Raw genomic sequence first — 21,762 nt, forward strand, 5'->3', positions numbered from 1 at the left:
TGCGCCCCCGTTTCACTCGTCTTCCAGGATCGCCGATGCCGTCGCTGCCTCTTCGCTTATGTGCACTGTTCATGGCCTTGGGCCTGAGTGCTTGCGATGACGCCCCGCGGTTTACCCAGGCCGAACCCGGTGAGGCCCGGTCCGGAGGCGCTGCGACCGTGCGCAAGAGCGATCAGAACGCTTTTTCCCTGCCTTCGGCCAACCTGTCGCCCTCGCGGCGCGTGGACTTCAGCGTCGGCAACAGTTTCTTCCGCAGCCCCTGGGTGATGGCGCCTTCGACCACCACGGCCCGGGACGGCCTCGGCCCCTTGTTCAACACCAACGCCTGCCAGAACTGCCACATCAAGGATGGGCGCGGTCACCCTCCCGCGCCGGACGCCAGCTCCGCAGTGTCGATGCTGGTGCGCCTGTCGATCCCCGACGCGCCGCCCTACGTCAGGCTCATCGAGCAGCAGGGAGTCGTCCCGGAGCCGGTGTACGGCGGCCAATTGCAGGACATGTCGGTGCCCGGCGTCGCGCCCGAGGGCAAGGTGCGGGTCGATTACACACCGGTTCCGGTGCGCTTTACGGACGGCACGGTCGTGGAACTGCGCAAACCGAGCCTGCAGATCACCCAATTGGCTTACGGCCCGATGCACCCGGACACACGCTTTTCCGCCCGCGTCGCACCGCCGATGATCGGCCTGGGGCTGCTCGAAGCCATCCCCGACGAAGCCATCCTGGCGAATGCCCAGGCCCAGGCGCGCGACAAGAACGGCATCGCCGGTCGCCCCAACCAGGTTTGGGACGATGCCCAGCAGAAAACCGTGCTGGGGCGTTTCGGCTGGAAGGCCGGGCAGCCCAACCTCAATCAACAGAACGTCCATGCCTTCTCCGGTGACATGGGCCTGACCACGAGCCTGCGGCCGTTCGACGATTGCACCGAGACTCAGGTCGATTGCAAGCGTGCGCCCAGCGGCAGTGGCCCGGACGGCGAACCGGAAGTCAGCGACAACATCCTGCGACTGGTGCTGTTTTACAGTCGCAACCTGGCGGTACCGGCCCGTCGCGACGTCAGCTCGCCCCAGGTGCTGGCAGGCAAGAACCTGTTTTTCCAGGCCGGCTGCCAGTCCTGCCACACCCCGAAATACACCACCTCCGCCAACGCCGCCGAACCGGAGCTGGCGAACCAGGTGATCCGCCCCTACACCGACCTGCTGTTGCACGACATGGGCGAAGGCCTGGCCGACAACCGCAGCGAATTCAAGGCCGGGGGCCGGGACTGGCGCACCCCACCACTGTGGGGCGTCGGCCTGACAGAAACCGTAAACGGTCACACCCAGTTTTTGCATGACGGTCGCGCCCGCAACCTGCTCGAAGCCGTGCTCTGGCATGGCGGCGAAGCACAAGCGGCGCAGCGCCAGGTTCTAGCATTCAATGCCGAGCAGCGCGCCGCGTTGCTGGCCTTCCTGAATTCCCTTTAAACGTCTTTTCCGAAACACGGGAGCCCGACATGTTCCGTCCCAAGTTGTTGTTTACCAGCCTCGCCGCCCTCGCCCTCGGTGCCTGCTCGCCGCAGGATCCGCAGGCGGTTACCTCGGCGGCCATCGCCAAGCAAGTAATCCTGCCGACCTACAGCCGCTGGGTCGAGGCCGACCGACAGTTGGCGACCAGCGCCCTGGCGTTCTGCCAAGGCAAGGAAAACCTGGAGACCGCCCGCGCTGACTTCCTCAAGGCACAAAAAGCCTGGGCCGAGTTGCAGCCGCTGCTGATCGGACCGTTGGCCGAGGGTAACCGCGCCTGGCAGGTCCAGTTCTGGCCGGACAAGAAGAACCTCGTAGGCCGCCAGGTCGAGCAACTGGTCAACAGCGAGCCGCAGATCGACGCCGCCGGCCTGGCCAAGTCCAGCGTCGTGGTCCAGGGCCTGTCGGCTTATGAGTACCTGCTGTTCGACGCGAAAATCGACATGGCCGACAGTGCACAGAAAGCCAAGTACTGCCCATTGCTGGTGGCCATCGGAGAGCGCCAGAAACAACTGGCCGAAGAGATCCTGTCGCGCTGGAACACCAACGACGGCATGCTTGCGCAGATGAGCAAGTTTCCGAACCAGCGCTACGCTGATTCCCACGAAGCCATCGCCGACCTCCTACGCGTCCAGGTCACCGCCCTTGACACGCTGAAGAAAAAGCTCGGCACTCCGATGGGCCGCCAGACCAAGGGCGTACCCCAGCCGTTCCAGGCCGATGCCTGGCGCAGCCAGTCGTCGTTGCAGGGCCTTGCGGCCAGCCTGAGCGCCGCTCGGACCGTCTGGGCCGGTGTCGACAACAAGGGCCTGCGCGGCCTGCTGCCAAGCGAGCAAAAGCCACTGGCCGACAAGATCGATGCGGCCTACGATGCGTCGCTGAAACTGTTCGCCAGCACCCAGCGCCCGCTGACCGAGATGCTCAACGATGACGCCGGACGCCAGCAACTCAACGATTTGTATGACAGCCTCAACGTCGTCCACCGCCTGCACGAAGGCGAACTGGCCAAGGCGCTGGGCATTCAACTGGGCTTCAACGCCAACGACGGTGACTGATCATGTTTCGACGTCAGGCCCTGGCACTGGGCAGCTTACTGCTCGGCGCCGTTACCCTGGGCGGCTGGACGCTGTTCAAGCAAAAGGACAAGAGTCCGCTGCTGCTCTCGGCGCGGGACGATAGCGACGGCAAGCACTACGCCGTGGGTTATCGGTTGGACGGCAGCCGGGTGTTTGCCACCCGGGTCGGCCAACGCTGCCACGACATCATCAATCACCCGACACAGCCGATTGCGCTGTTCGTCGCACGACGCCCAGGTACCGAAAGCTATCTGATCGACCTGCGCGACGGCACCCTGCTGCAAACCATCACCTCGTTGCCGAACCGACACTTCTACGGCCACGCGGTGATCCACAAAAGCGGCGAATGGCTGTACGCCACCGAAAACGACACCACCGATCCGGGACGCGGCCTGCTGGGCGTTTACCGATTCGAGGGCCAGCGACTCGTGCACAGTGGCGAGATTCCTACCCATGGGATCGGTCCGCACCAGGTGTCGTGGATGCCGGACGGTGAGACTCTGGTGGTGGCCAACGGGGGCATCCGTACCGAGGCCGAGAGCCGGGTCGAAATGAACCTCGATGCCATGGAACCGAGCCTGGTTCTGATGCAGCGCGACGGCACCCTGTTGAGCAAGGAAACCCTTGCCCAGTCGATGAACAGCGTGCGCCACATGGGCATCGCCGGCGACGGCACCATCGTCACGGGCCAGCAGTTCATGGGCGACGCCCACGAATCTTCGCAACTGGTGGCGATCAAGCGCCCCGGCCAGCCCTTCCAAGCGTTCCCGGTACCCGAGCAACAGTTGCTGGCGATGGGGCACTACACCGCCAGCGTCGCCGTGCACAGCGATCTGCGCCTGGTAGCCCTGACCGCACCGCGCGGCAACCGCTTTTTCATCTGGGACCTGGACAACGGCGAGGCGCGTCTGGATGCGCCCTTGCCGGACTGCGCCGGTGTCGGTGCGGTGGCCGATGGCTTCGTCGTGACATCGGGCCAGGGACGCTGCCGTTATTACGATTGCCGCCAGTCACAATGGGTCGCCAAACCCCTGGATCTGCCCGCGGGGCTCTGGGACAACCATTTGCATCTGGTGTGACGGGCGGGCACAGCGCGTAAAAAAAATAACCTTACACATTAGCGTCAAACATCGTTTTGAATCGCCGGCGCACTCGGAGTAAGGTGCCCGCCTGACTGTCTTTTATCTCGGCTTTTTTCCAAGGAAGTGGAACATGCTGCGACGCCGCATGCTGATCATGTTGGGTGTTGTCTTGCTGGTGGTGCTGTTGCTGGCTGGCTACAAGGCCTTTACCGTCTATCAGCAGATCCAGATGTTTTCCGTACCGAAACCACCGGTCAGCGTCGCCGTGGCCAAGGCCACCGAGCAGCCCTGGCAGGCACGCCTGCCCACCGTGGGCAGTCTCAAGGCGCTGCAGGGCGTGGACCTCAGCCTGGAAATTGCCGGGACCGTGCAGAAGGTACTGTTCCAGTCCGGGCAGAAGGTCAAGGCCGGCCAGCCGCTCCTGCAACTGGACAGCGACGTCGAAAGCGCCCTGCTGGAGACCGCCGAGGCCGACCTTGGCCTTTCGCAGCTGGACTTCAACCGTGGCCGGCAGCTGGTGGGCAGCCAAGCGATCTCCAAGGGTGAGTTCGACCGGCTCTCAGCGCAGTTGAAAAAGAACCAGGCCACCGTCAACCAGCTCAAGGCCTCCCTGGCCAAGAAACATATCGTCGCGCCGTTCAATGGCACCATCGGCATCCGCCGGGTGGATGTCGGCGACTACCTGGCCAGTGGCAGCGTGATCGCCACCCTCCAAGACCTCAGCAGCCTGTACGTGGATTTCTACGTGCCGGAGCAAACGGTGCCCAGGCTGGCCGTTGCCCAGTCGGTCAACGTCAACGTGTCGGCTTACCCCGGCCAGACCTTCGTCGGCTCGATCAGCGCGATCAACCCCAAGGTCGAGGACAGCACCCGGAACGTGTTGGTGCGCGCCACCCTGGCCAACCCCGACGGCAAACTGTTGCCCGGGATGTTCGCCGACCTGCAGGTGATCCTGCCGGATGTCGACGCCGGAATCGTCGTGCCGGAAAGTGCCGTGACCTACACCTTGTACGGCAACTCGATGTACGTGGTCACGCAGAAGAAAGCCGCCGATGGCAGCGTCGAGAAGGACGACAAGGGCCAGCCGCTGCTGATCGCCGAACGGCGTTTTGTCGAGACCGGCGAGCGCCGTGACGGCCAGGTCCTGGTATCCAAGGGCGTGCAGAGCGGTGAACAGGTGGTGATCGCCGGCCAGATCAAACTCGACAACGGTACGCCCGTCGCCATCAGCGACGACAAGACCCTGACCGAACAGAACAGCCCGCCGCGCGCGGACTGATCAAGGAACCCCCATGGCCTTTACCGATCCGTTCATCCGCCGCCCGGTGCTCGCCACCGTGGTCAGCCTGTTGATCGTACTGCTGGGCTTCCAGGCCTGGAGCAAGCTGCCGCTGCGCCAATACCCGCAAATGGAAAACGCCCTGATCACGGTCACCACCGCCTACCCCGGGGCAAACGCCGAAACCATTCAGGGCTACATCACCCAGCCAATGCAGCAGAGCCTGGCCAGCGCCGAAGGCATCGACTACATGACCTCGGTCAGTCGGCAGAATTTCTCGGTGATCTCGGTCTATGCGCGGATCGGCTCCAACAGCGACCGGCTCTTCACCGAATTGCTGGCCAAGGCCAACGAGGTCAAGAACCAGCTGCCCCAGGACGCCGAAGACCCGGTGCTCAGCCGCGAGGCCGCCGACGCCTCGGCGCTGATGTACATCAGCTTTTTCAGCAAGGAACTGAACAACCCGCAGATCACCGACTATCTGTCACGCGTGGTCCAGCCGAAATTGGCGACCTTGCCGGGCATGGCTGAAGCGGAAATCCTCGGCAACCAGGTGTTCGCCATGCGCTTGTGGCTGGACCCGGTCAGGCTTGCCGGTTTCGGCCTGACCGCCGCCGACGTGACCAATGCCGTGCGCCAGCACAACTTCCTTTCCGCCGCCGGTGAGGTGAAGGGCGAGTACGTGGTTACCAGCATCAACGCCAACACCGAACTCAAGTCCGCCGAGGCTTTCGCGGCGATCCCGCTCAAGACCGCCGGCGACAGCCGCGTGTTGCTGCGGGATGTGGCCAGGGTGGAAATGGGCGCGGAGAACTACGACACCATCAGTTCCTTCGGTGGCACGCCCTCGGTGTACATCGGGATCAAGGCCACGCCGGGAGCGAACCCGCTGGACGTGATCAAGGAAGTGCGCAAGATCATGCCAGAGCTGGAGGCTCAACTGCCCACCAACCTCAAGGCCGAGATTGCCTACGACGCCACGTTGTTCATCCAGGCTTCCATCGACGAGGTGGTGAAAACCCTGTTCGAAGCCGTCCTGATCGTGATCGTCGTGGTGTTCCTGTTCCTTGGTGCCCTGCGTTCGGTGGTCATCCCGGTGGTCACCATCCCGCTGTCGATGATCGGCGTGATGTTCTTCATGCAGTTGATGGGTTACTCGATGAACCTGCTGACGCTGCTGGCCATGGTGCTTGCCATTGGCCTGGTGGTGGACGATGCCATCGTGGTGGTGGAAAACATCCACCGGCACATCGAGGAAGGCAAGAGCCCGTTCGAGGCCGCGATAGAAGGTGCTCGGGAAATCGCCATGCCGGTGGTCTCGATGACCATCACGCTGGCTGCGGTGTATGCGCCGATCGGTCTGCTCGAGGGCCTGACGGGCGCGCTGTTCAAGGAATTTGCGCTGACCCTGGCCGGGGCGGTAGTGATCTCCGGGATCGTCGCCCTGACCCTGTCGCCCATGATGTGCGCCATGCTGTTGCGTCACGACGAGAATCCTTCGGGACTGGCCCATCGACTGGACGTGGTTTTCGAACGCCTGAAAAGCCGGTACCAGCGCATGCTTCACGGCACGCTCAATGCCCGGCCGGTGGTGCTGGTGTTTGCCGTGATCGTACTGCTGCTGATCCCGGTGTTGATCATGTTTACCAAATCCGAACTGGCACCCGACGAAGACCAGGGCATCATCTTCATGATGGCCAACGCCCCGAAGACCACCAACCTGGACTACCTGAACGCCTACACCGATCACTTCATCACGATTTTCAAGGAATTCCCCGAGTACTATTCCTCGTTCCAGATCAACGGCTACAACGGTGTGCAGTCCGGCATCGGCGGTTTCCTGCTCAAGCCCTGGAACGAGCGCAGCCGCACCCAGATGGAGATCCTGCCGGACGTCCAGGCCAAGCTCGAGCAAATCCCTGGCTTGCAGATCTTCGGTTTCAACCTGCCTTCGTTGCCGGGCACCGGCGAAGGCCTGCCATTCGCCTTCGTCATCAACTCGCCGAAGGACTACGCCACGCTGTTGCAAATCGCCGAACGGGTGAAAAAACGCGCCCTGGAATCCGGCAAGTTCGCCTTCATGGACATCGACCTGGCGTTCGACAAGCCCGAGGTGGTGGTCGACATCGATCGCGCCAAAGCGGCCCAGATGGGGGTTTCGATGCAGGATCTGGGCGGCACCCTGGCAACATTGCTGGGTGAGGCCGAGATCAACCGCTTCACTATTGAGGGGCGCAGCTACAAGGTCATTGCCCAGGTGGAACGACCTTTCCGGGACAACCCGGACTGGCTGAACAATTACTACGTGAAAAATACCCAAGGCGAACTGCTGCCGCTGTCGACGCTGATCAAGGTCAGCGACCGGGCGCGACCGCGGCAACTGAACCAGTTCCAGCAGCTCAATGCGGTGACGATTTCAGGCTTTCCCATCGTGAGCATGGGCGAAGCCATCGACACGGTCCGCCAGATCGCCCGGGAGGAGGCACCGGCAGGGTTCGCCTTCGACTACGCTGGTGCTTCGCGGCAATTCGTCCAGGAAGGCAGCGCGCTCTGGGTCACTTTCGGGCTGGCCCTGGCGATCATCTTCCTGGTGTTGGCCGCCCAGTTCGAGAGTTTCCGGGATCCACTGGTGATCCTGGTGACCGTGCCGCTGTCGATATGCGGCGCGTTGATCCCGCTGTTCCTTGGCTGGTCGAGCATGAACATCTATACCCAGGTAGGGCTGGTGACGCTGATTGGCCTGATCAGCAAGCACGGGATCCTGATCGTCGAATTCGCCAACCAGTTGCGCAAGGAACGGGGCCTGACACCAAGGGAAGCCGTGGAACAAGCCGCGTCGATCCGTCTGCGGCCTGTGCTGATGACCACGGCGGCGATGGTGTTCGGCATGGTGCCGCTCATCCTGGCCACTGGTGCCGGCGCGGTCAGCCGTTTTGACATCGGCACGGTGATCGCCACCGGCATGTCGATCGGGACCTTGTTTACGCTGTTCGTATTGCCTTGCGTGTACACACTGCTGGCGAAGCCGGACAAGGCGTGATGGGGCAAAAGTAGGCTTTTTGTGGCGAGGGAGCTTGCTCCCGCTCGGCTGCGAAGCAGGCGCCGTTGAGTATTACCAACCCTGGATCCATGGGACCGCTTCGCGGTCCAGCGGGAGCAAGCTCCCTCGCCACAGGGGTCAGCGGATGGGCAGAGATTTGCGGCCTATGGAAAGCCCAAAAACAAAGGCCTCGCACATGCGAGGCCTTTATCCAGACTTCATCAAACCCAACGCTTTCAACTCTGCGGCCTCATCCCCTGGGAAAGACTGAACATGAACAACAGTAAGTCATCGTCCGGCCGTATCGCCTCACTGGCCTTTGCCACGCGTGGCAAAGGACAGTTTGCATCGCTACTGCTGGCGCTGAGTATCTGCGAGCGTGGCTGTTCCCAGACAGCCACCGCCATAGACGTAACTGCCAGGGCTCCTATCAGGAACAAACCTCTAGCAATTTCTAGTTTCATCGCTATAAACCTTTGATAGCGCTGCCAAACGCCGCCTCATAAAAATAGACGAGTTTTTCCCAGTCAGCGTCGCTGAACGACGAATGGCGCCGCAACTGCTTCATGTCGTGGGAAGCCGCGCTATAAGCCGTCAAACGCTGCCGACACTTCTCGAAATCCAGCAAGGCGATTTCGCCCTTGGCCGCCTCTCCTTCGCCGGTCACTCGCACAAAGACATGCTTGATGTAGATGCAGCCGTGCTGCCAACGGCCTTTATGCATCCGAGCCAGGGTCTCGGCCAGTGTCTGTAGAATCTGCTCATGCACTGCTTCGCCGTGGCGCTCGCGCCCACCCCCGGCATACCAGTGCTGAATCTCTTCAAAGCCTTCCAATGCCTTGGTCACCAGCAAGGCACGCCATTTGTGGACCGGGTCCCGCTGGGCGCCGCAAAAAACCAGCTGGGGTACACGCACATTGAGTCGCGTCAGTGCCAGCAACGCATCCTGCTCGCGCAGCACGGTTGGCCGGCCGAACGGGTGCAGCCAGCTACGATAGATATGTCCAGTCTGACGCTTGGCATAAAGCAGCTCACCGTCCTTTCCCTTGATCCGCTGCACACCGCTTTCACCGCCGCGACGCACATTGGGCTCTTCCACCCACTCCCCCTGTTGGCTCCAGAAATGTTCGAAGTCATTGGGAGGAGCCATCGATGAATCTACTGCCTGCGCAACCATGCTGTTACCTCTTGCGTAATACATAAACTCGCCACATGGCATAGAGCGGTAGAAAATCCAGTCGTTCCTGAATACGGAACCCGGCCTGCCGAAACTCTTCCTCTACCGTAGCGGCCGGTAACACAAATCGATTCTGGTAGTCTTTTTTCCCACGTATACGTTCCTGACGCTTGCGTTTCCAGGCCTTGAAATTGCCATCGACCCACAAGGAAACGATCACACTGTCGCGGCTGACCCGCTCGAATTCCTTCAGGATCGCCAGTCGATGCGCGGATTCACCGATATGGTGCAGCAAGCGCATGCAAAAAATGCTGTCGACGGCGTTATCCGGCAGTGCAATCTGGAACGCGGATGTGTGCAAGGGTTGTACCCGTTTCACGACATCCGTCGGTTGAGACGTCATTGCGGTCTTGAGCATGGCCTCGGAATTGTCCGCACCGATGATCGCTCGGTTGGGCTTCTCGGCCAGCAACGACCAGAAACGTCCGGCTCCGCACGGCAGGTCCAGCACCAGGCCAGGGTCACCGGCGATCGCCAACGCCCTTCGGGCAAGTTGTTGATCGCGTAGATTGGAAAGACGCCGACTCAGACCGCTGCGATGCTTGTGGAAGTATTTCTGGGCGTGCTGCTCGTTGTATTTCTCGGAAAAGTCGAGCTTGATGGGTTTGGACATTGGAGGGGCTCCATGACTGATCAGCCCAACCTTATGAATCCCTTTGTCATGGCTTTGTGAAAAAATCGTCACACAACCTGTTGAATCATTTCAAGATCTTTCGATTCCGAGCACCTATTGTTGCGGCTCAAGCTCCACCTCAAAGCGGCAACCGTTGGGCTCCATGGTGCTGAGACTCACCACCCAGCCCTGGTTCTCGCAGATTCGCTGCACCAGTGACAAGCCCAGTCCCAGCCCCTCGCCGCGCTTTTCGTTGCCCCGCACGAACGGCTCGAACATGGCCTCGCGCTTTTCCTCGGGGATACCCACCCCACTGTCCTCGACCACGAATCCGGTGGCGGTCAGCGAAAGGCGGATGAATCCCTGATCGGTATAGTGCAAGGCGTTGCGCAGCAGGTTGCCCATCACCGCAGTCAGGAACGTAGCGTTATACAGGGTACCGACCGGTTGGCCATGTTCGAAGATCAGCGTCAGGCCTTTGGATTCGATCTGCCCGCGCCACACCCCGAGGAGATTTTCCGCCACTTGCTCAAGCGTCGCTCTAGGCGACATGCCGTTGTCTTCGCGCTGGGCCCTGGCGAGCATCAGGAAGGTCTGCACCAGCTCGCGCATTTCTTCATTGGCCCGGTTGATGCGCTCGACCTGGGTACGCCCGCGCTGATCCAACGCCGGGTTTTCCAGCAACAACTCGCAGGACGTGGCAAGGACCATCAGCGGGGTGCGCAACTCATGGCTCACGTCACTGGTGAACAACCGTTCGCGGGTCAGCGCCTGGCGCAACCGACCCAAGGTGGCGTCGAATGCCACGGCCAGTTCGCCTACTTCATCGGCGGCATAATCCGGGGCCAGCGGCGGCGCCAGGCCAAGTAGTTGGTCACGGTGACGCACCTGGCGGGCCAAGCGCACGACCGGCGCCATGACCCGACGAGCCAGGACCCACCCCAGGAACACCGCCAGCGCAAGGCTCAGAACAAAACCTACCAGCACCACGGCGAACAGCACCCGCTCGCGCTCTTCGAAGTCACTCTGGTCTTGCAACAGCACGTAATGCCGGCCATCAACGATCTCGACCATGGCGTGATACGACAGCTGCTCGCGAAATACCTCGTGGAACCCACGCTCCAGATGTCGCAGGTCCTTGGGCAATTCGAAGTCACCCGGACCGCCGCTGAAGTAAAACAGTTGGTCGGGCTCCGGCCGATGATTCCAGTCGGAGACGTTGTCCATCAACAGCAGGCGCTGCAAATCGCCACCGAGGCCGGCGGAAATCAGTTTTTCTTCCACCAGGTGAACCGTCGCCACGATCCCCATCGCGAAGGCTCCGGCCACCAACGCGCTCATCAGCGCAAAGGCGATGATGATCCGTTGAGCAAGACTCTGCTTAAACTCCATCCCGACCCTCGGCCAAGCGATAACCGACACCGTGCACGGTGTGCAGCAGCGGTTTGTCGAACGGTTTATCGATTACCTGGCGCAGTTGGTGAACGTGACTGCGCAAACTGTCGCTGTCGGGGCAATCATCGCCCCACAACGCTTCTTCGAGGATTTCCCGACGCAGCACGTGCGGGCTTTTCTGCATCAGCACTGCCAGCAACTTCAGGCCGACCGGGTTGAGCTTGAGTAACTTGCCATCCCGGGTCACTTCCAGGGTATCGAGGTCATAGCTCAGGTCTCCGACCTGCAAGGCACGTCGACCGCCGCCCTGAGCGCGACGCATGACGGCTTCGATCCGCGCTGCCAGTTCCGACAGGGCAAACGGCTTGATCAGGTAATCATCGGCACCGGACTTGAAGCCTTGCAGACGGTCATCCAACTGGTCGCGGGCGGTGAGCATGATCACCGGCGTGTCGCGCCGCGCGTCCTCACGCAGGCGCTTGCACAAGGTGTAGCCGTCGATGCCCGGCAGCATGATATCGAGCACGATCAAGTCGTAGTGTTCGGTCGCTGCCAAATGCAACCCCGACAAACCGTCCTGGGCGCAATCGACGGTGTAACCCTTGAGCCCCAGGTAATCGGCCAGGTTAGCCAGGATGTCGCGGTTGTCTTCGACCAATAGAATTCGCATGGGCATCTCCTGCGTACACGGTTAACGGCTGTCGTGGCCCGCGCAGCTTACGGCCAAGTGTGGCTTACGGCTAGGATTGTATCTGCTGGTGTCACGGTAAGGGGCGGCAAGGAGCACGCAGAGGGTTCTTCAGCGGTGATTGACGACTTTTTCACCCAACATTCACGCCACCCCAACGCCCCGCAGGCCAGACTGGGCGCCCAATGCGCAGCTCTCGAAGACTCCTACCTCCGAAGACTCCTACCTCCGAAGACTCCTACTAAAGGTACGTTCATGATTTCAACCGTCATTCGCCCCGTCTCCAGGCCGTTCAACTTCAGGCTGGCCCTGGGCCTGCCGCTCCTGGTCGGGATCATTCTGGTACTGCTGGAACTGACGACACTGGACATGGACCTGGCTCGACTGTTTTACGAGCCGGCCGCCGGCGATTTCATCGGGCGCCACAGTTACTTCCTGGAAAATATCCTTCATGACCGGGCGAAACAGGTGGTCATCGCCTTCTCGGTGCTGGCGATCGTTGGGTTCATCGGCGCGTTTTTCGTCGACCGGCTCAAACCGTTCAAGCGGGAACTAGGCTGCCTGGTGCTGTCCCTCGCGTTGGCGACTTCGTTCGTCACACCGATGAAAGCCGTCACCGCTGTGCAATGCCCCTGGAGCCTGAAAGAGTTTGGCGGCAAGGAAACCTACAGCGAGCTGCTGAGCGCGCGTCCCGTCACCGACAAGCCCGGACGCTGCTGGCCGGGTGGTCATGCGGCCACCGGGTTCACGTTGTTTGCGCTGTTCTTTGTATTACGTGACCGCCGCCCGCGGCTGGCCCGCCAGGCCTTCGTATTCGCCTTCACCCTGGGAACGGTATTCTCCCTGGGCCGGATGATGCAGGGAGCGCACTTCTTCTCCCACAACGTCTGGACGGCAGTGTTCTGCTGGTTGATTTGCCTGGGGTGTTACTACTTTATCCTGTACCGGCCCGCCGTCATGGCGGATCGTGCAACCCTGCCCGACCCTGCCCGGGCCTGAGGACATCAGGGGTGGACGAGCCAGCGATAAAGATATTGAGGCCGATGGCCCTTCGCGAGCAGGCTCGCTCCCACAGTTGATCTGCAGTGGTCACCGGATTTGCGCCCGCCACGGTCCCCAGTGGGAGCGAGCCTGCTCGCGATGGCGGTGGGTCAGTCAATGAAGAGGCTGGATGTGATGGCCTCTTCGCGGGCAAGCCCGCTCCCACAGTTGATCTGTAGTGGTCACTGAATTTGCGCCCACCAAGGTCCCCAGTGGGAGCGAGCCTGCTCGCGATGGCGGTGGGTCAGTCAATGAAGAGGCCGGATGTGATGGCCTCTTCGCGGGCAAGCCCGCCCCCACAGTTGATCTGCAGTGGCCGCCGGATTTGCGCCCGCCACGGTCCCCAGTGGGAGTGAGCCTGCTCGCGATGGCGGTGGGTCAGTCAATGAAGAGGCTAGATGTAATGGCCTCTTCGCGGGCAAGCCCGCTCCCACAGTTGATCTGCAGGGGCCGCCGGATTTGCGCCCACCACGGTCCCCTGTGGGAGCGAGCCTGCTCGCGATGGCGGTGGGTCAGTCAATGAAGAGGCCGGATGTGATGGCCTCTTCGCGGGCCAGCCCGCTCCCACAGTTGATCTGCAGTGGCCGCCGGATTTGCGCCCACCACGGTCCTCTGTGGAAGCGAGCCTGCTCGCGATGGCGGTGGGTCAGTCATGAAGAGGCTGGATGTAATGGCCTCTTCACGGGCAAGCCCAGCTCCCACACGGGGCGAAGCCAATAAAAAACCCCGCCTGCTTTCGCAGGCGGGGTTTTTTATTACAAGGGTGAGGCTGGCTTACATCATGCCGCCCATGCCACCCATGCCGCCCATGTCTGGCATACCGCCGCCAGCTGCACCTTCTTTCTTCGGTGCATCGGCTACGGCGGCTTCGGTGGTCAGGATCAGACCGCCGATGGAAGCCGCTGCTTGCAGGGCCGAACGGGTAACCTTGGTTGGGTCCAGGATGCCCATTTCGATCATGTCGCCGTACTCGCCGGTCGCGGCGTTGTAGCCGAAGCTGCCTTGGCCGTTCTTGACCTTGTCGACCACTACGCTTGGCTCGTCGCCGGAGTTGGCAACGATCTGACGCAGAGGCGCTTCAACAGCGCGACGCAGCACAGCGATACCAACGTCCTGATCGGCGTTGTCGCCCTTGAGTTGGGTCAGGGCTTCCAGAGCACGGATCAGCGCCACGCCACCGCCAGGTACCACGCCTTCTTCGACGGCTGCGCGGGTAGCGTGCAGGGCGTCTTCAACGCGGGCTTTCTTCTCTTTCATTTCAACTTCGGAACCGGCGCCAACCTTGATCACCGCAACGCCGCCGGACAGCTTGGCCAGACGCTCTTGCAGTTTTTCACGGTCGTAGTCCGAGGAAGTCTCGGCAACCTGGGCACGGATCTGGCTGATACGCGCTTCAATATCGCCTTGAACGCCAGCACCGTCGACGATGATGGTGTTTTCCTTGGACAGGGTGACGCGCTTGGCGTTACCCAGGTGCTCCAGGGTGGTGCTTTCCAGGCTCAGGCCGATCTCTTCAGAGATCACGGTACCGCCGGTCAGAACGGCGATGTCCTGCAGCATGGCCTTGCGACGGTCGCCGAAGCCTGGCGCCTTGACGGCTGCAACTTTGACGATGCCGCGCATGTTGTTTACGACCAGAGTCGCCAGGGCTTCGCCTTCGACGTCTTCAGCCACGATCAGCAGTGGGCGGCCGGCTTTGGCAACGGCTTCCAGCACTGGCAGCATTTCACGGATGTTGGAGATCTTCTTGTCGACCAGCAGGATCAGCGGGCTTTCCAGCTCGGCAACCATGGTGTCCGGCTTGTTGACGAAGTACGGAGACAGGTAGCCACGGTCGAACTGCATGCCTTCTACAACCGACAGTTCGTTTTCCAGGCCCGAGCCTTCTTCAACGGTGATCACGCCTTCTTTACCGACTTTTTCCATGGCTTCGGCAATGATGTCGCCGATGGAGTTGTCGGAGTTGGCGGAGATGGTACCTACCTGGGCGATGGCCTTGGAGTCAGCGCACGGCTTGGACAGGCCCTTCAGCTCTTTGACGATCGCGATGGTCGCTTTGTCGATACCACGCTTGAGGTCCATCGGGTTCATGCCGGCAGCGACGGCTTTCAGGCCTTCGTTGACGATCGATTGAGCCAGGACGGTGGCGGTGGTGGTGCCGTCGCCGGCGTCATCGTTGGCACGGGAGGCAACGTCTTTGACCAGCTGCGCGCCCATGTTTTCGAAACGGTCTTCCAGCTCGATTTCCTTGGCTACGGAAACGCCGTCCTTGGTGATGGTCGGAGCGCCGAAGCTCTTCTCGATGATCACGTTACGGCCTTTCGGGCCCAGGGTCGCTTTTACTGCATCAGCCAGGACGTTGACACCGGTGAGCATTTTCTTGCGGGCGGAATCGCCGAATTTAACTTCTTTAGCAGCCATGATCGATATTCCTTAAATACTGTGTAGTAGCGGGAAACTGAGCGGGGAATCAGCCTTCGATAACGGCGAGGATTTCGTTCTCGCTCATTACCAGCAAGTCTTCGCCGTCGACTTTCACGGTGTTGCTGCCGGAGTAAGGGCCGAACACGACCTTGTCACCCACTTTCACGGCCAGCGCACGTACTTCACCGTTGTCCAGCACACGGCCGGTACCTACAGCGAGAACTTCACCGTGGTTGGCTTTCTCGGCAGCCGAACCTGGCAGGACGATACCGCCAGCGGTTTTCTTCTCTTCTTCGCTGCGACGGATAACGACGCGGTCATGCAGAGGACGAAGCTTCATTGTCGATCTCTCCTAATTTTGGTTTTCATCGGCCGGTGTAGTCCCGGCGGGTTTAACAAAGCCGGCAAAGCCGGGTGCGGTTCGTCAGTCGAACCGCGGAAGTCTGTCCGGTGTTGCCACCGGAAACCTTGCGGTGACCGATACATAGGGGCACACAAGCCGATTACAAGGGCGGGGCATAAAAAAATTTTGCCCGGAGCGAAACGAACACGGCACCCGAAGGTGCCGTGCGAATGGATTATTTGGAGTCGCGGTGCTCGAACTCGCCTTCGATCACATTGGGCTCACGGCCCACGGGTTCACGCGGGGCCGGGCCGCCACGGGGCTGGAGGTCATCGGCGAAGGCGCGCTGGCGCATCGCCTGTTCTTCGGCGCGTTGACGCATCTTGTCGGCAAGCAGCCGGCGGGTGAACGGCATCAGCAGGACCAGCCCCAGCACATCGCTGATAAAACCTGGCAGGATCAACAGGCCGCCACCCAAGGCCAGCATCAGGCCTTCGAGCATGGTCTGGGCAGGCAGCTCGCCACGGCTCAGGCTTTCACGAGCCCGCAATGCCGTGGCGAGGCCGGCGATGCGCAGCACGAACACGCCGAGCATCGAGCCGAGGATGACCAGCAGCAGCGCCGGGAAAAACCCGATCGCACCGCTGACCTTCACGAATACGAACAGCTCCAACACCGGGAACAGCAGAAAGAGCAACAAAAAAGGGCGCATCAAATGGTTCCTCAACGCAAGAATGCCTTGCTATGAAACCTTAAATGACGTCGTCCTTTCGTGAATTCAAGCATCAACCTCGGCATTTTTTGGCCAATGTTCAGCGTGGGCCAGATAAACCAAGGCTTCGCGCACTTGTGTCGGCGTGTTGCAAGGGGCCTGGAACGGCAGCCAATGCAAGCCCTGGCCAATGCGCAAGTGCATGCCTTCGCTGTCAATACCGACCATCTGCGCCGGCTCGGTCGCGGGCAGTTCGGCCAGCGCGACGTAATGGGCGATGGCCTTGGCGTGGTCAGCATTCATGTGTTCGATCATGCTCGCCTCGGCCTTACCGGCAAACGGGTTTGCCAGCGTGATCTGGTCGATCCAGTGGATGGCACCGAAGCCGCCGATGTAGCGATGGCGGACTGGTTCGAGCACCCAGAAATCGAAATCATGGGCCTTGTGATAGTTCTGCGATTCCGGGAAATAGCGATAGTAGCGCTCGGCGGCGGCCTCGATGCTGTCGCCGTCCTCCAGCTTGCGGGCCTCGGCCAGGTACGTCAGGCGGCCAACGGCCTGCACATCCTCTGCGCCCCGCTCGCCTACCAGCATCGAGCACTTGGGGTCTTTCTGCAGGTTATGGGTGTGCTGGGCGATGCGGCTGATCAATATCAGCGGCCGACCCTGCGGGTCCAGGCAATACGGCACTACGGAGCCGAACGGAAAACCGGGCATGGATTTGGAATGCGTGGAAAGCATTCCACGGTATTCCTTGAGCAGCAATTCTCGTGCATGCTTGGCAGGGTCAACGTTCAATTTATGACTCCTTTGATGAATGACGTCTCAAAAATGCTCGAACAGGCGAACTACGTCCCAATCAGCTGCCGGAACCTTGCTGGTGGCGACCGGGCTACGCTGTAGCAGAAACGAGAGCCCTTCACAAAAGGACATCCTTCACCGCACCGCCACCGGGACATGAATATGCAACTCACCGACAAAGTAATCATTATCACCGGCGGTTGCCAGGGTCTGGGCCGCTCCATGGCCGAGTATCTGGCGGGCAGAGGCGCAAAACTCGCCCTGGTTGACCTCAACCAGGAAAAACTCGACCAGGCGGTCGCCGCTTGCACGGCCAAGGGCGTCCACGCGCGTGCCTACCTGTGCAACGTTGCCAACGAAGAGCAGGTCATTGATATGGTCGCCCGGGTGGCCGAGGACTTCGGTGCGATCCATGGGCTGATCAACAACGCCGGGATCCTGCGTGACGGCCTGCTGCTCAAGGTCAAGGACGGCGAAATGAGCAAGATGAGCCTGGCCCAATGGCAGGCGGTGATCGACGTCAACCTCACCGGCGTATTCCTCTGCACCCGTGAGGTGGCGGCGAAAATGGTCGAGCTGAAGAACAGCGGCGCCATCATCAATATCTCCTCGATCTCCCGCGCCGGCAATGTCGGCCAGACCAACTACTCGGCGGCCAAGGCCGGCGTGGCCGCGGCCACCGTAACCTGGGCCAAGGAGCTGGCGCGCTATGGCATCCGGGTCGCCGGCATTGCACCCGGGTTCATCGAAACGGAAATGACGTTGGGGATGAAACCCGAAGCGCTGGAGAAAATGACCTCGGGGATACCGCTCAAGCGCATGGGCAAACCCGAGGAGATTGCCCATTCGGCGGCGTATATCTTCGAAAACGATTACTACACCGGCCGGATTCTGGAGATGGATGGCGGGTTGCGGATCTAGAACCCTGCATACATAAACTTGTGGGAGCGAGCCTGCTCGCGATAGCGGTGTGTCAGCCACTTCGAGGCTGACTGACCCGACGCTATCGCGAGCAGGCTCGCTCCCACAGGGGTCACCGTTGAGCTTTCTAATCGTCGCTAATGGTGATGTTGGGCATCGCCGGCGCGGCGGCTTCCTGCAACACGATCCGTGCGCCGACGTGGCGGGCCAGTTCCTGGTAGACCATGGCGATCTGGCTGTCGGGTTCGGAAATCACCGTTGGCTTGCCGCCGTCGGCCTGTTCGCGGATCAACATCGACAGCGGCAGCGACGCCAGCAGTTCGACACCGTATTGGGTCGCCAGTTTTTCCCCGCCGCCTTCACCGAACAGATGCTCGGCATGCCCACAGTTCGAGCAGATGTGCACAGCCATGTTTTCCACCACACCCAGCACCGGGATGTTTACCTTGCGGAACATCTCGACGCCCTTGCGTGCGTCCAGCAGGGCCAGGTCTTGCGGTGTCGTGACAATCACCGCGCCGGCCACCGGGACTTTCTGTGCCAGGGTCAACTGGATATCGCCAGTGCCCGGCGGCATGTCGATCACCAGGTAATCGAGGTCGCTCCAGGCAGTCTGCGTCACTAGTTGCAGCAAGGCACCGGAGACCATTGGCCCACGCCAGACCATCGGCGTGTTGTCATCGGTCAGGAACGCCATGGACATGACTTCCACGCCGTGGGACTGGAGCGGCACGAACCACTTCTGGTCCTTGACCTGCGGCCGGGTGCCCTCGGCAATGCCGAACATGATGCCTTGGCTGGGCCCGTAGATGTCGGCGTCGAGGATCCCGACCTTCGCTCCCTCGCGGGCCAGGGCCAGCGCGAGGTTGGCGGCCGTCGTGGACTTGCCCACTCCGCCCTTGCCCGAGGCCACGGCGATGACGTTCTTGACGTTCGCCAGGCCCGGCACCTGCGCCTGGGCCTTGTGAGCGGCGATCACAGTGCTGATCTCGACTTTGGCGGCCGTCACGCCGTCCAGGGACTCGATCGCCAGTTGCAGCATCTGCGCCCAGCCGCTCTTGAACAGTCCGGCGGCATAGCCGATTTCCAGCTGGACGCTGACGCGGTCGCCCTGGATGTCGATGGCGCGCACGCATCCGGCGCTGACCGGATCCTGGTTCAGGTAGGGGTCGGTGTACTGGCGAAGGACGGCTTCCACCGCTGCGCGATTGACGGCGCTCATGGGCAACTCCGATAGCAAGACTGGAAAAACAAGGTCGCTATCCTACGCCGCGCATGCCTTTGTGGCGAGGGAGCTTGCTCCCGCTCGGCTGCGAAGCAGTCGCCATCAGGCAGTAAAGGAAATCAGGGATTGACTGTTTGGGGCGGCTTGGCCACCCAGCGGGAGCAGCTCCCTCGCCACAGAAGCCCTGCCAGCATTCGGAAACAGGCTCACAGGGTGAAAAAAAGCCGCCGGCGCTTTATAGTGGCCGACCTCCGTTTCATCAAGTAGCCGAGCCCCATGTCCGAGCCACGCAAGATCCTCGTCACCAGCGCCCTGCCCTATGCCAATGGTTCGATTCACCTCGGCCATATGCTGGAATACATCCAGACCGATATGTGGACGCGCTTCCAGAAACATCGCGGCAACCAGTGCATCTATGTCTGCGCCGACGACGCCCACGGTTCGGCCATCATGCTGCGCGCGGAAAAAGAAGGCATCACCCCGGAACAACTGATCGCCAACGTCCAGGCCGAACACAGCGCCGACTTTGCCGACTTCCTGGTGGACTTCGACAACTTCCACTCCACTCACGCCGAAGAAAACCGTGAGCTGTCGAGCCAGATCTACCTGAAGCTGCGTGATGCCGGGCATATCGCTACCCGTTCGATCACCCAGTATTTCGACCCGGAAAAGAAGATGTTCCTGGCCGACCGCTTCATCAAGGGCACCTGTCCGAAGTGCGGGACCGAGGACCAGTACGGCGACAACTGCGAAAAGTGCGGCGCCACCTACGCCCCCACCGACCTGAAAGACCCGAAATCGGCGATTTCCGGGGCGACCCCGGTGCTCAAGGACTCCCAGCACTTCTTCTTCAAGCTGCCGGATTTCCAGCAGATGCTGCAAACCTGGACCCGCAGCGGCACATTGCACGACGCCGTGGCCAACAAGCTCGCCGAATGGCTCGATTCCGGCCTGCAAGAGTGGGACATTTCCCGCGATGCGCCGTACTTCGGCTTCGAGATTCCTGGCGAACCCGGCAAGTATTTCTACGTGTGGCTGGATGCGCCGATAGGCTACATGGCCAGCTTCAAGAACCTTTGCAACCGCACGCCGGAGCTGGACTTCGACGCGTTCTGGGGCAAGGACTCCACCGCCGAGATCTATCACTTCATCGGCAAGGACATCGTCAACTTCCACGCGCTGTTCTGGCCCGCCATGCTCGAAGGCGCCGGCTTCCGCAAGCCGACCGGCATCAACGTCCATGGCTACCTGACGGTCAATGGCCAGAAGATGTCCAAGTCCCGTGGCACCTTCATCAAGGCCCGGACGTACCTGGACCATCTGTCGCCGGAATACCTGCGCTACTACTACGCGGCCAAGCTCGGCCGTGGCGTCGATGACCTGGACCTGAACCTCGAGGACTTCGTGCAGAAGGTCAATTCCGACCTGGTGGGCAAGGTCGTCAACATCGCCAGCCGCTGCGCCGGCTTCATCCACAAGGGCAACGCCGGCGTGCTGGTGGCCGGCAATGCCGCCCCTGAACTGACAGAGGCGTTCCTGGCTGCGGCCCCGAGCATCGCCGAAGCCTATGAAGGCCGCGACTTTGCCCGTGCCATGCGCGAGATCATGGCCCTGGCCGACCGCGCCAACGCCTGGATTGCCGACAAGGCGCCCTGGTCGCTGAACAAACAGGAAGGCAAGCAGGATGAAGTCCAGGCGATTTGTGCCCTGGGCGTGAACCTGTTCCGCCAACTGGTGATTTTCCTCAAACCGGTGCTGCCGCTGCTGGCCGCCGACGCCGAGGCGTTCCTCAACGTCGCGCCGCTGACCTGGAACGATCACCAGACGCTGCTGAGCAACCATCAACTGAACGAGTTCAAACCGTTGATGACCCGCATCGACGCAGCCAAGGTCCAGGCCATGATCGACGCGTCCAAGGAAGACCTGGCCGCCAGCCAGACCGACACCGGCGCTACCACCGGCAACGGTGAGCTGGTCAAGGATCCGCTCTCTCCGCAAATCGACTTCGACGCCTTTGCCGCCATTGACCTGCGCGTGGCGCTGATCGTCAAGGCCGAGGCCGTCGAGGGCGCCGACAAGCTGCTGCGTCTGACCCTGGACATCGGCGATGAGCGACGCAACGTGTTCTCCGGCATCAAGAGCGCCTATCCAGACCCGTCCAAGCTCGATGGCCGCCTGACCATGATGATCGCCAACCTCAAGCCACGGAAAATGAAGTTCGGCATATCCGAAGGCATGGTGATGGCGGCAGGCCCCGGTGGCGAGGAGATCTACCTGCTGAGCCCCGACAGCGGCGCCAGGCCGGGTCAGCGGATCAAGTAACGCGACTCGCGCTGCACCGATCCCACAGTCGCCTCGGCGGCTGTGGGATTTTCATATCTGG

Annotated in this window: 18 protein-coding genes; 8 read left to right on the top strand and 10 right to left on the bottom strand. The window is 61.3% G+C overall.

What is annotated here, in order from left to right; genetic code table 11:
- The first annotated feature begins 35 nt into the window (after positions 1-35).
- The 5 genes from ACLEJQ_RS11645 to ACLEJQ_RS11665 all read left to right on the top strand — a co-directional run bounded on the left by ACLEJQ_RS11645 (position 36) and on the right by ACLEJQ_RS11665 (position 7,979).
- Positions 36-1,463 (top strand): di-heme oxidoreductase family protein, encoded by a 1,428-nt coding sequence (locus ACLEJQ_RS11645; protein WP_440795054.1) that lies wholly within the window; start codon positions 36-38, stop codon positions 1,461-1,463.
- 29 nt (positions 1,464-1,492) lie between these two features.
- Complete coding sequence (locus ACLEJQ_RS11650; protein WP_440795056.1) at positions 1,493-2,557, top strand: imelysin family protein; 1,065 nt, start codon at positions 1,493-1,495, stop codon at positions 2,555-2,557.
- A gap of 2 nt (positions 2,558-2,559) precedes the next feature.
- On the top strand, positions 2,560-3,657 hold the full coding sequence (locus tag ACLEJQ_RS11655; protein WP_440795058.1) for a DUF1513 domain-containing protein: 1,098 nt from the start codon (positions 2,560-2,562) through the stop codon (positions 3,655-3,657).
- Positions 3,658-3,790: 133 nt separating this feature from the next.
- Entirely contained in the window at positions 3,791-4,939 is a 1,149-nt protein-coding gene (locus ACLEJQ_RS11660; protein WP_440795060.1) for an efflux RND transporter periplasmic adaptor subunit, read from the top strand.
- Between the two features lie 13 nt (positions 4,940-4,952).
- Complete coding sequence (locus ACLEJQ_RS11665; RefSeq protein WP_440795062.1) at positions 4,953-7,979, top strand: multidrug efflux RND transporter permease subunit; 3,027 nt, start codon at positions 4,953-4,955, stop codon at positions 7,977-7,979.
- Positions 7,980-8,215: 236 nt separating this feature from the next.
- Here ACLEJQ_RS11665 and ACLEJQ_RS11670 read toward each other — a convergent pair whose 3' ends face one another.
- From ACLEJQ_RS11670 to colR, 5 genes are all read right to left on the bottom strand, one after another.
- Positions 8,216-8,443 carry a hypothetical protein gene (locus ACLEJQ_RS11670; protein WP_440795063.1) on the bottom strand — a complete coding sequence of 76 codons (228 nt, stop codon included), beginning with the start codon at positions 8,441-8,443 and terminating at the stop codon, positions 8,216-8,218.
- Positions 8,444-8,445: 2 nt separating this feature from the next.
- Entirely contained in the window at positions 8,446-9,156 is a 711-nt protein-coding gene (locus tag ACLEJQ_RS11675) for a lipopolysaccharide kinase InaA family protein (protein WP_440795065.1), read from the bottom strand.
- 4 nt (positions 9,157-9,160) lie between these two features.
- Complete coding sequence (locus tag ACLEJQ_RS11680) at positions 9,161-9,829, bottom strand: class I SAM-dependent methyltransferase (protein WP_440795067.1); 669 nt, start codon at positions 9,827-9,829, stop codon at positions 9,161-9,163.
- A 114-nt stretch (positions 9,830-9,943) separates the two neighbouring features.
- Entirely contained in the window at positions 9,944-11,221 is a 1,278-nt protein-coding gene (locus tag ACLEJQ_RS11685) for a sensor histidine kinase (RefSeq protein WP_440795069.1), read from the bottom strand.
- Complete coding sequence (gene colR / locus ACLEJQ_RS11690) at positions 11,211-11,894, bottom strand: two-component system response regulator ColR (RefSeq protein WP_260956959.1); 684 nt, start codon at positions 11,892-11,894, stop codon at positions 11,211-11,213. Before colR ends, ACLEJQ_RS11685 begins: the two co-directional genes overlap by 11 nt.
- 273 nt (positions 11,895-12,167) lie before the next feature.
- Between colR and ACLEJQ_RS11695 the strand changes: the two genes are divergently transcribed.
- Entirely contained in the window at positions 12,168-12,911 is a 744-nt protein-coding gene (locus tag ACLEJQ_RS11695) for a phosphatase PAP2 family protein (RefSeq protein ID WP_440795072.1), read from the top strand.
- 816 nt (positions 12,912-13,727) lie between these two features.
- Here the strand turns inward: ACLEJQ_RS11695 and groL are convergent.
- From groL to ACLEJQ_RS11715, 4 genes are all read right to left on the bottom strand, one after another.
- Positions 13,728-15,374 (bottom strand): chaperonin GroEL, encoded by a 1,647-nt coding sequence (gene groL / locus ACLEJQ_RS11700; RefSeq protein WP_440795074.1) that lies wholly within the window; start codon positions 15,372-15,374, stop codon positions 13,728-13,730.
- Positions 15,375-15,423: 49 nt separating this feature from the next.
- Positions 15,424-15,717 carry a co-chaperone GroES gene (locus ACLEJQ_RS11705; protein ID WP_440795076.1) on the bottom strand — a complete coding sequence of 98 codons (294 nt, stop codon included), beginning with the start codon at positions 15,715-15,717 and terminating at the stop codon, positions 15,424-15,426.
- A gap of 238 nt (positions 15,718-15,955) precedes the next feature.
- Positions 15,956-16,432 carry an FxsA family protein gene (locus tag ACLEJQ_RS11710; RefSeq protein WP_440795078.1) on the bottom strand — a complete coding sequence of 159 codons (477 nt, stop codon included), beginning with the start codon at positions 16,430-16,432 and terminating at the stop codon, positions 15,956-15,958.
- 66 nt (positions 16,433-16,498) lie between these two features.
- On the bottom strand, positions 16,499-17,230 hold the full coding sequence (locus ACLEJQ_RS11715; RefSeq protein WP_440795080.1) for a HugZ family protein: 732 nt from the start codon (positions 17,228-17,230) through the stop codon (positions 16,499-16,501).
- A gap of 165 nt (positions 17,231-17,395) precedes the next feature.
- Between ACLEJQ_RS11715 and ACLEJQ_RS11720 the strand changes: the two genes are divergently transcribed.
- A complete protein-coding gene (locus ACLEJQ_RS11720; protein ID WP_440795081.1) occupies positions 17,396-18,154 on the top strand; it encodes an SDR family oxidoreductase in 759 nt (252 codons plus the stop codon).
- A gap of 127 nt (positions 18,155-18,281) precedes the next feature.
- Here ACLEJQ_RS11720 and apbC read toward each other — a convergent pair whose 3' ends face one another.
- The gene (apbC, locus tag ACLEJQ_RS11725) at positions 18,282-19,376 is read right to left on the bottom strand and encodes an iron-sulfur cluster carrier protein ApbC (protein WP_440795083.1); all 1,095 of its coding nucleotides are present in this window, start codon (positions 19,374-19,376) and stop codon (positions 18,282-18,284) included.
- Between the two features lie 279 nt (positions 19,377-19,655).
- On the opposite strand from apbC, the gene metG reads away from it, so the two are divergent.
- Positions 19,656-21,701 carry a methionine--tRNA ligase gene (metG, locus tag ACLEJQ_RS11730; protein WP_440795085.1) on the top strand — a complete coding sequence of 682 codons (2,046 nt, stop codon included), beginning with the start codon at positions 19,656-19,658 and terminating at the stop codon, positions 21,699-21,701.
- The last annotated feature ends 61 nt before the right edge of the window (positions 21,702-21,762 follow it).

It is taken from the genome of Pseudomonas sp. SMV71 (genome assembly GCF_052042015.1).
Lineage (GTDB): Bacteria > Pseudomonadota > Gammaproteobacteria > Pseudomonadales > Pseudomonadaceae > Aquipseudomonas.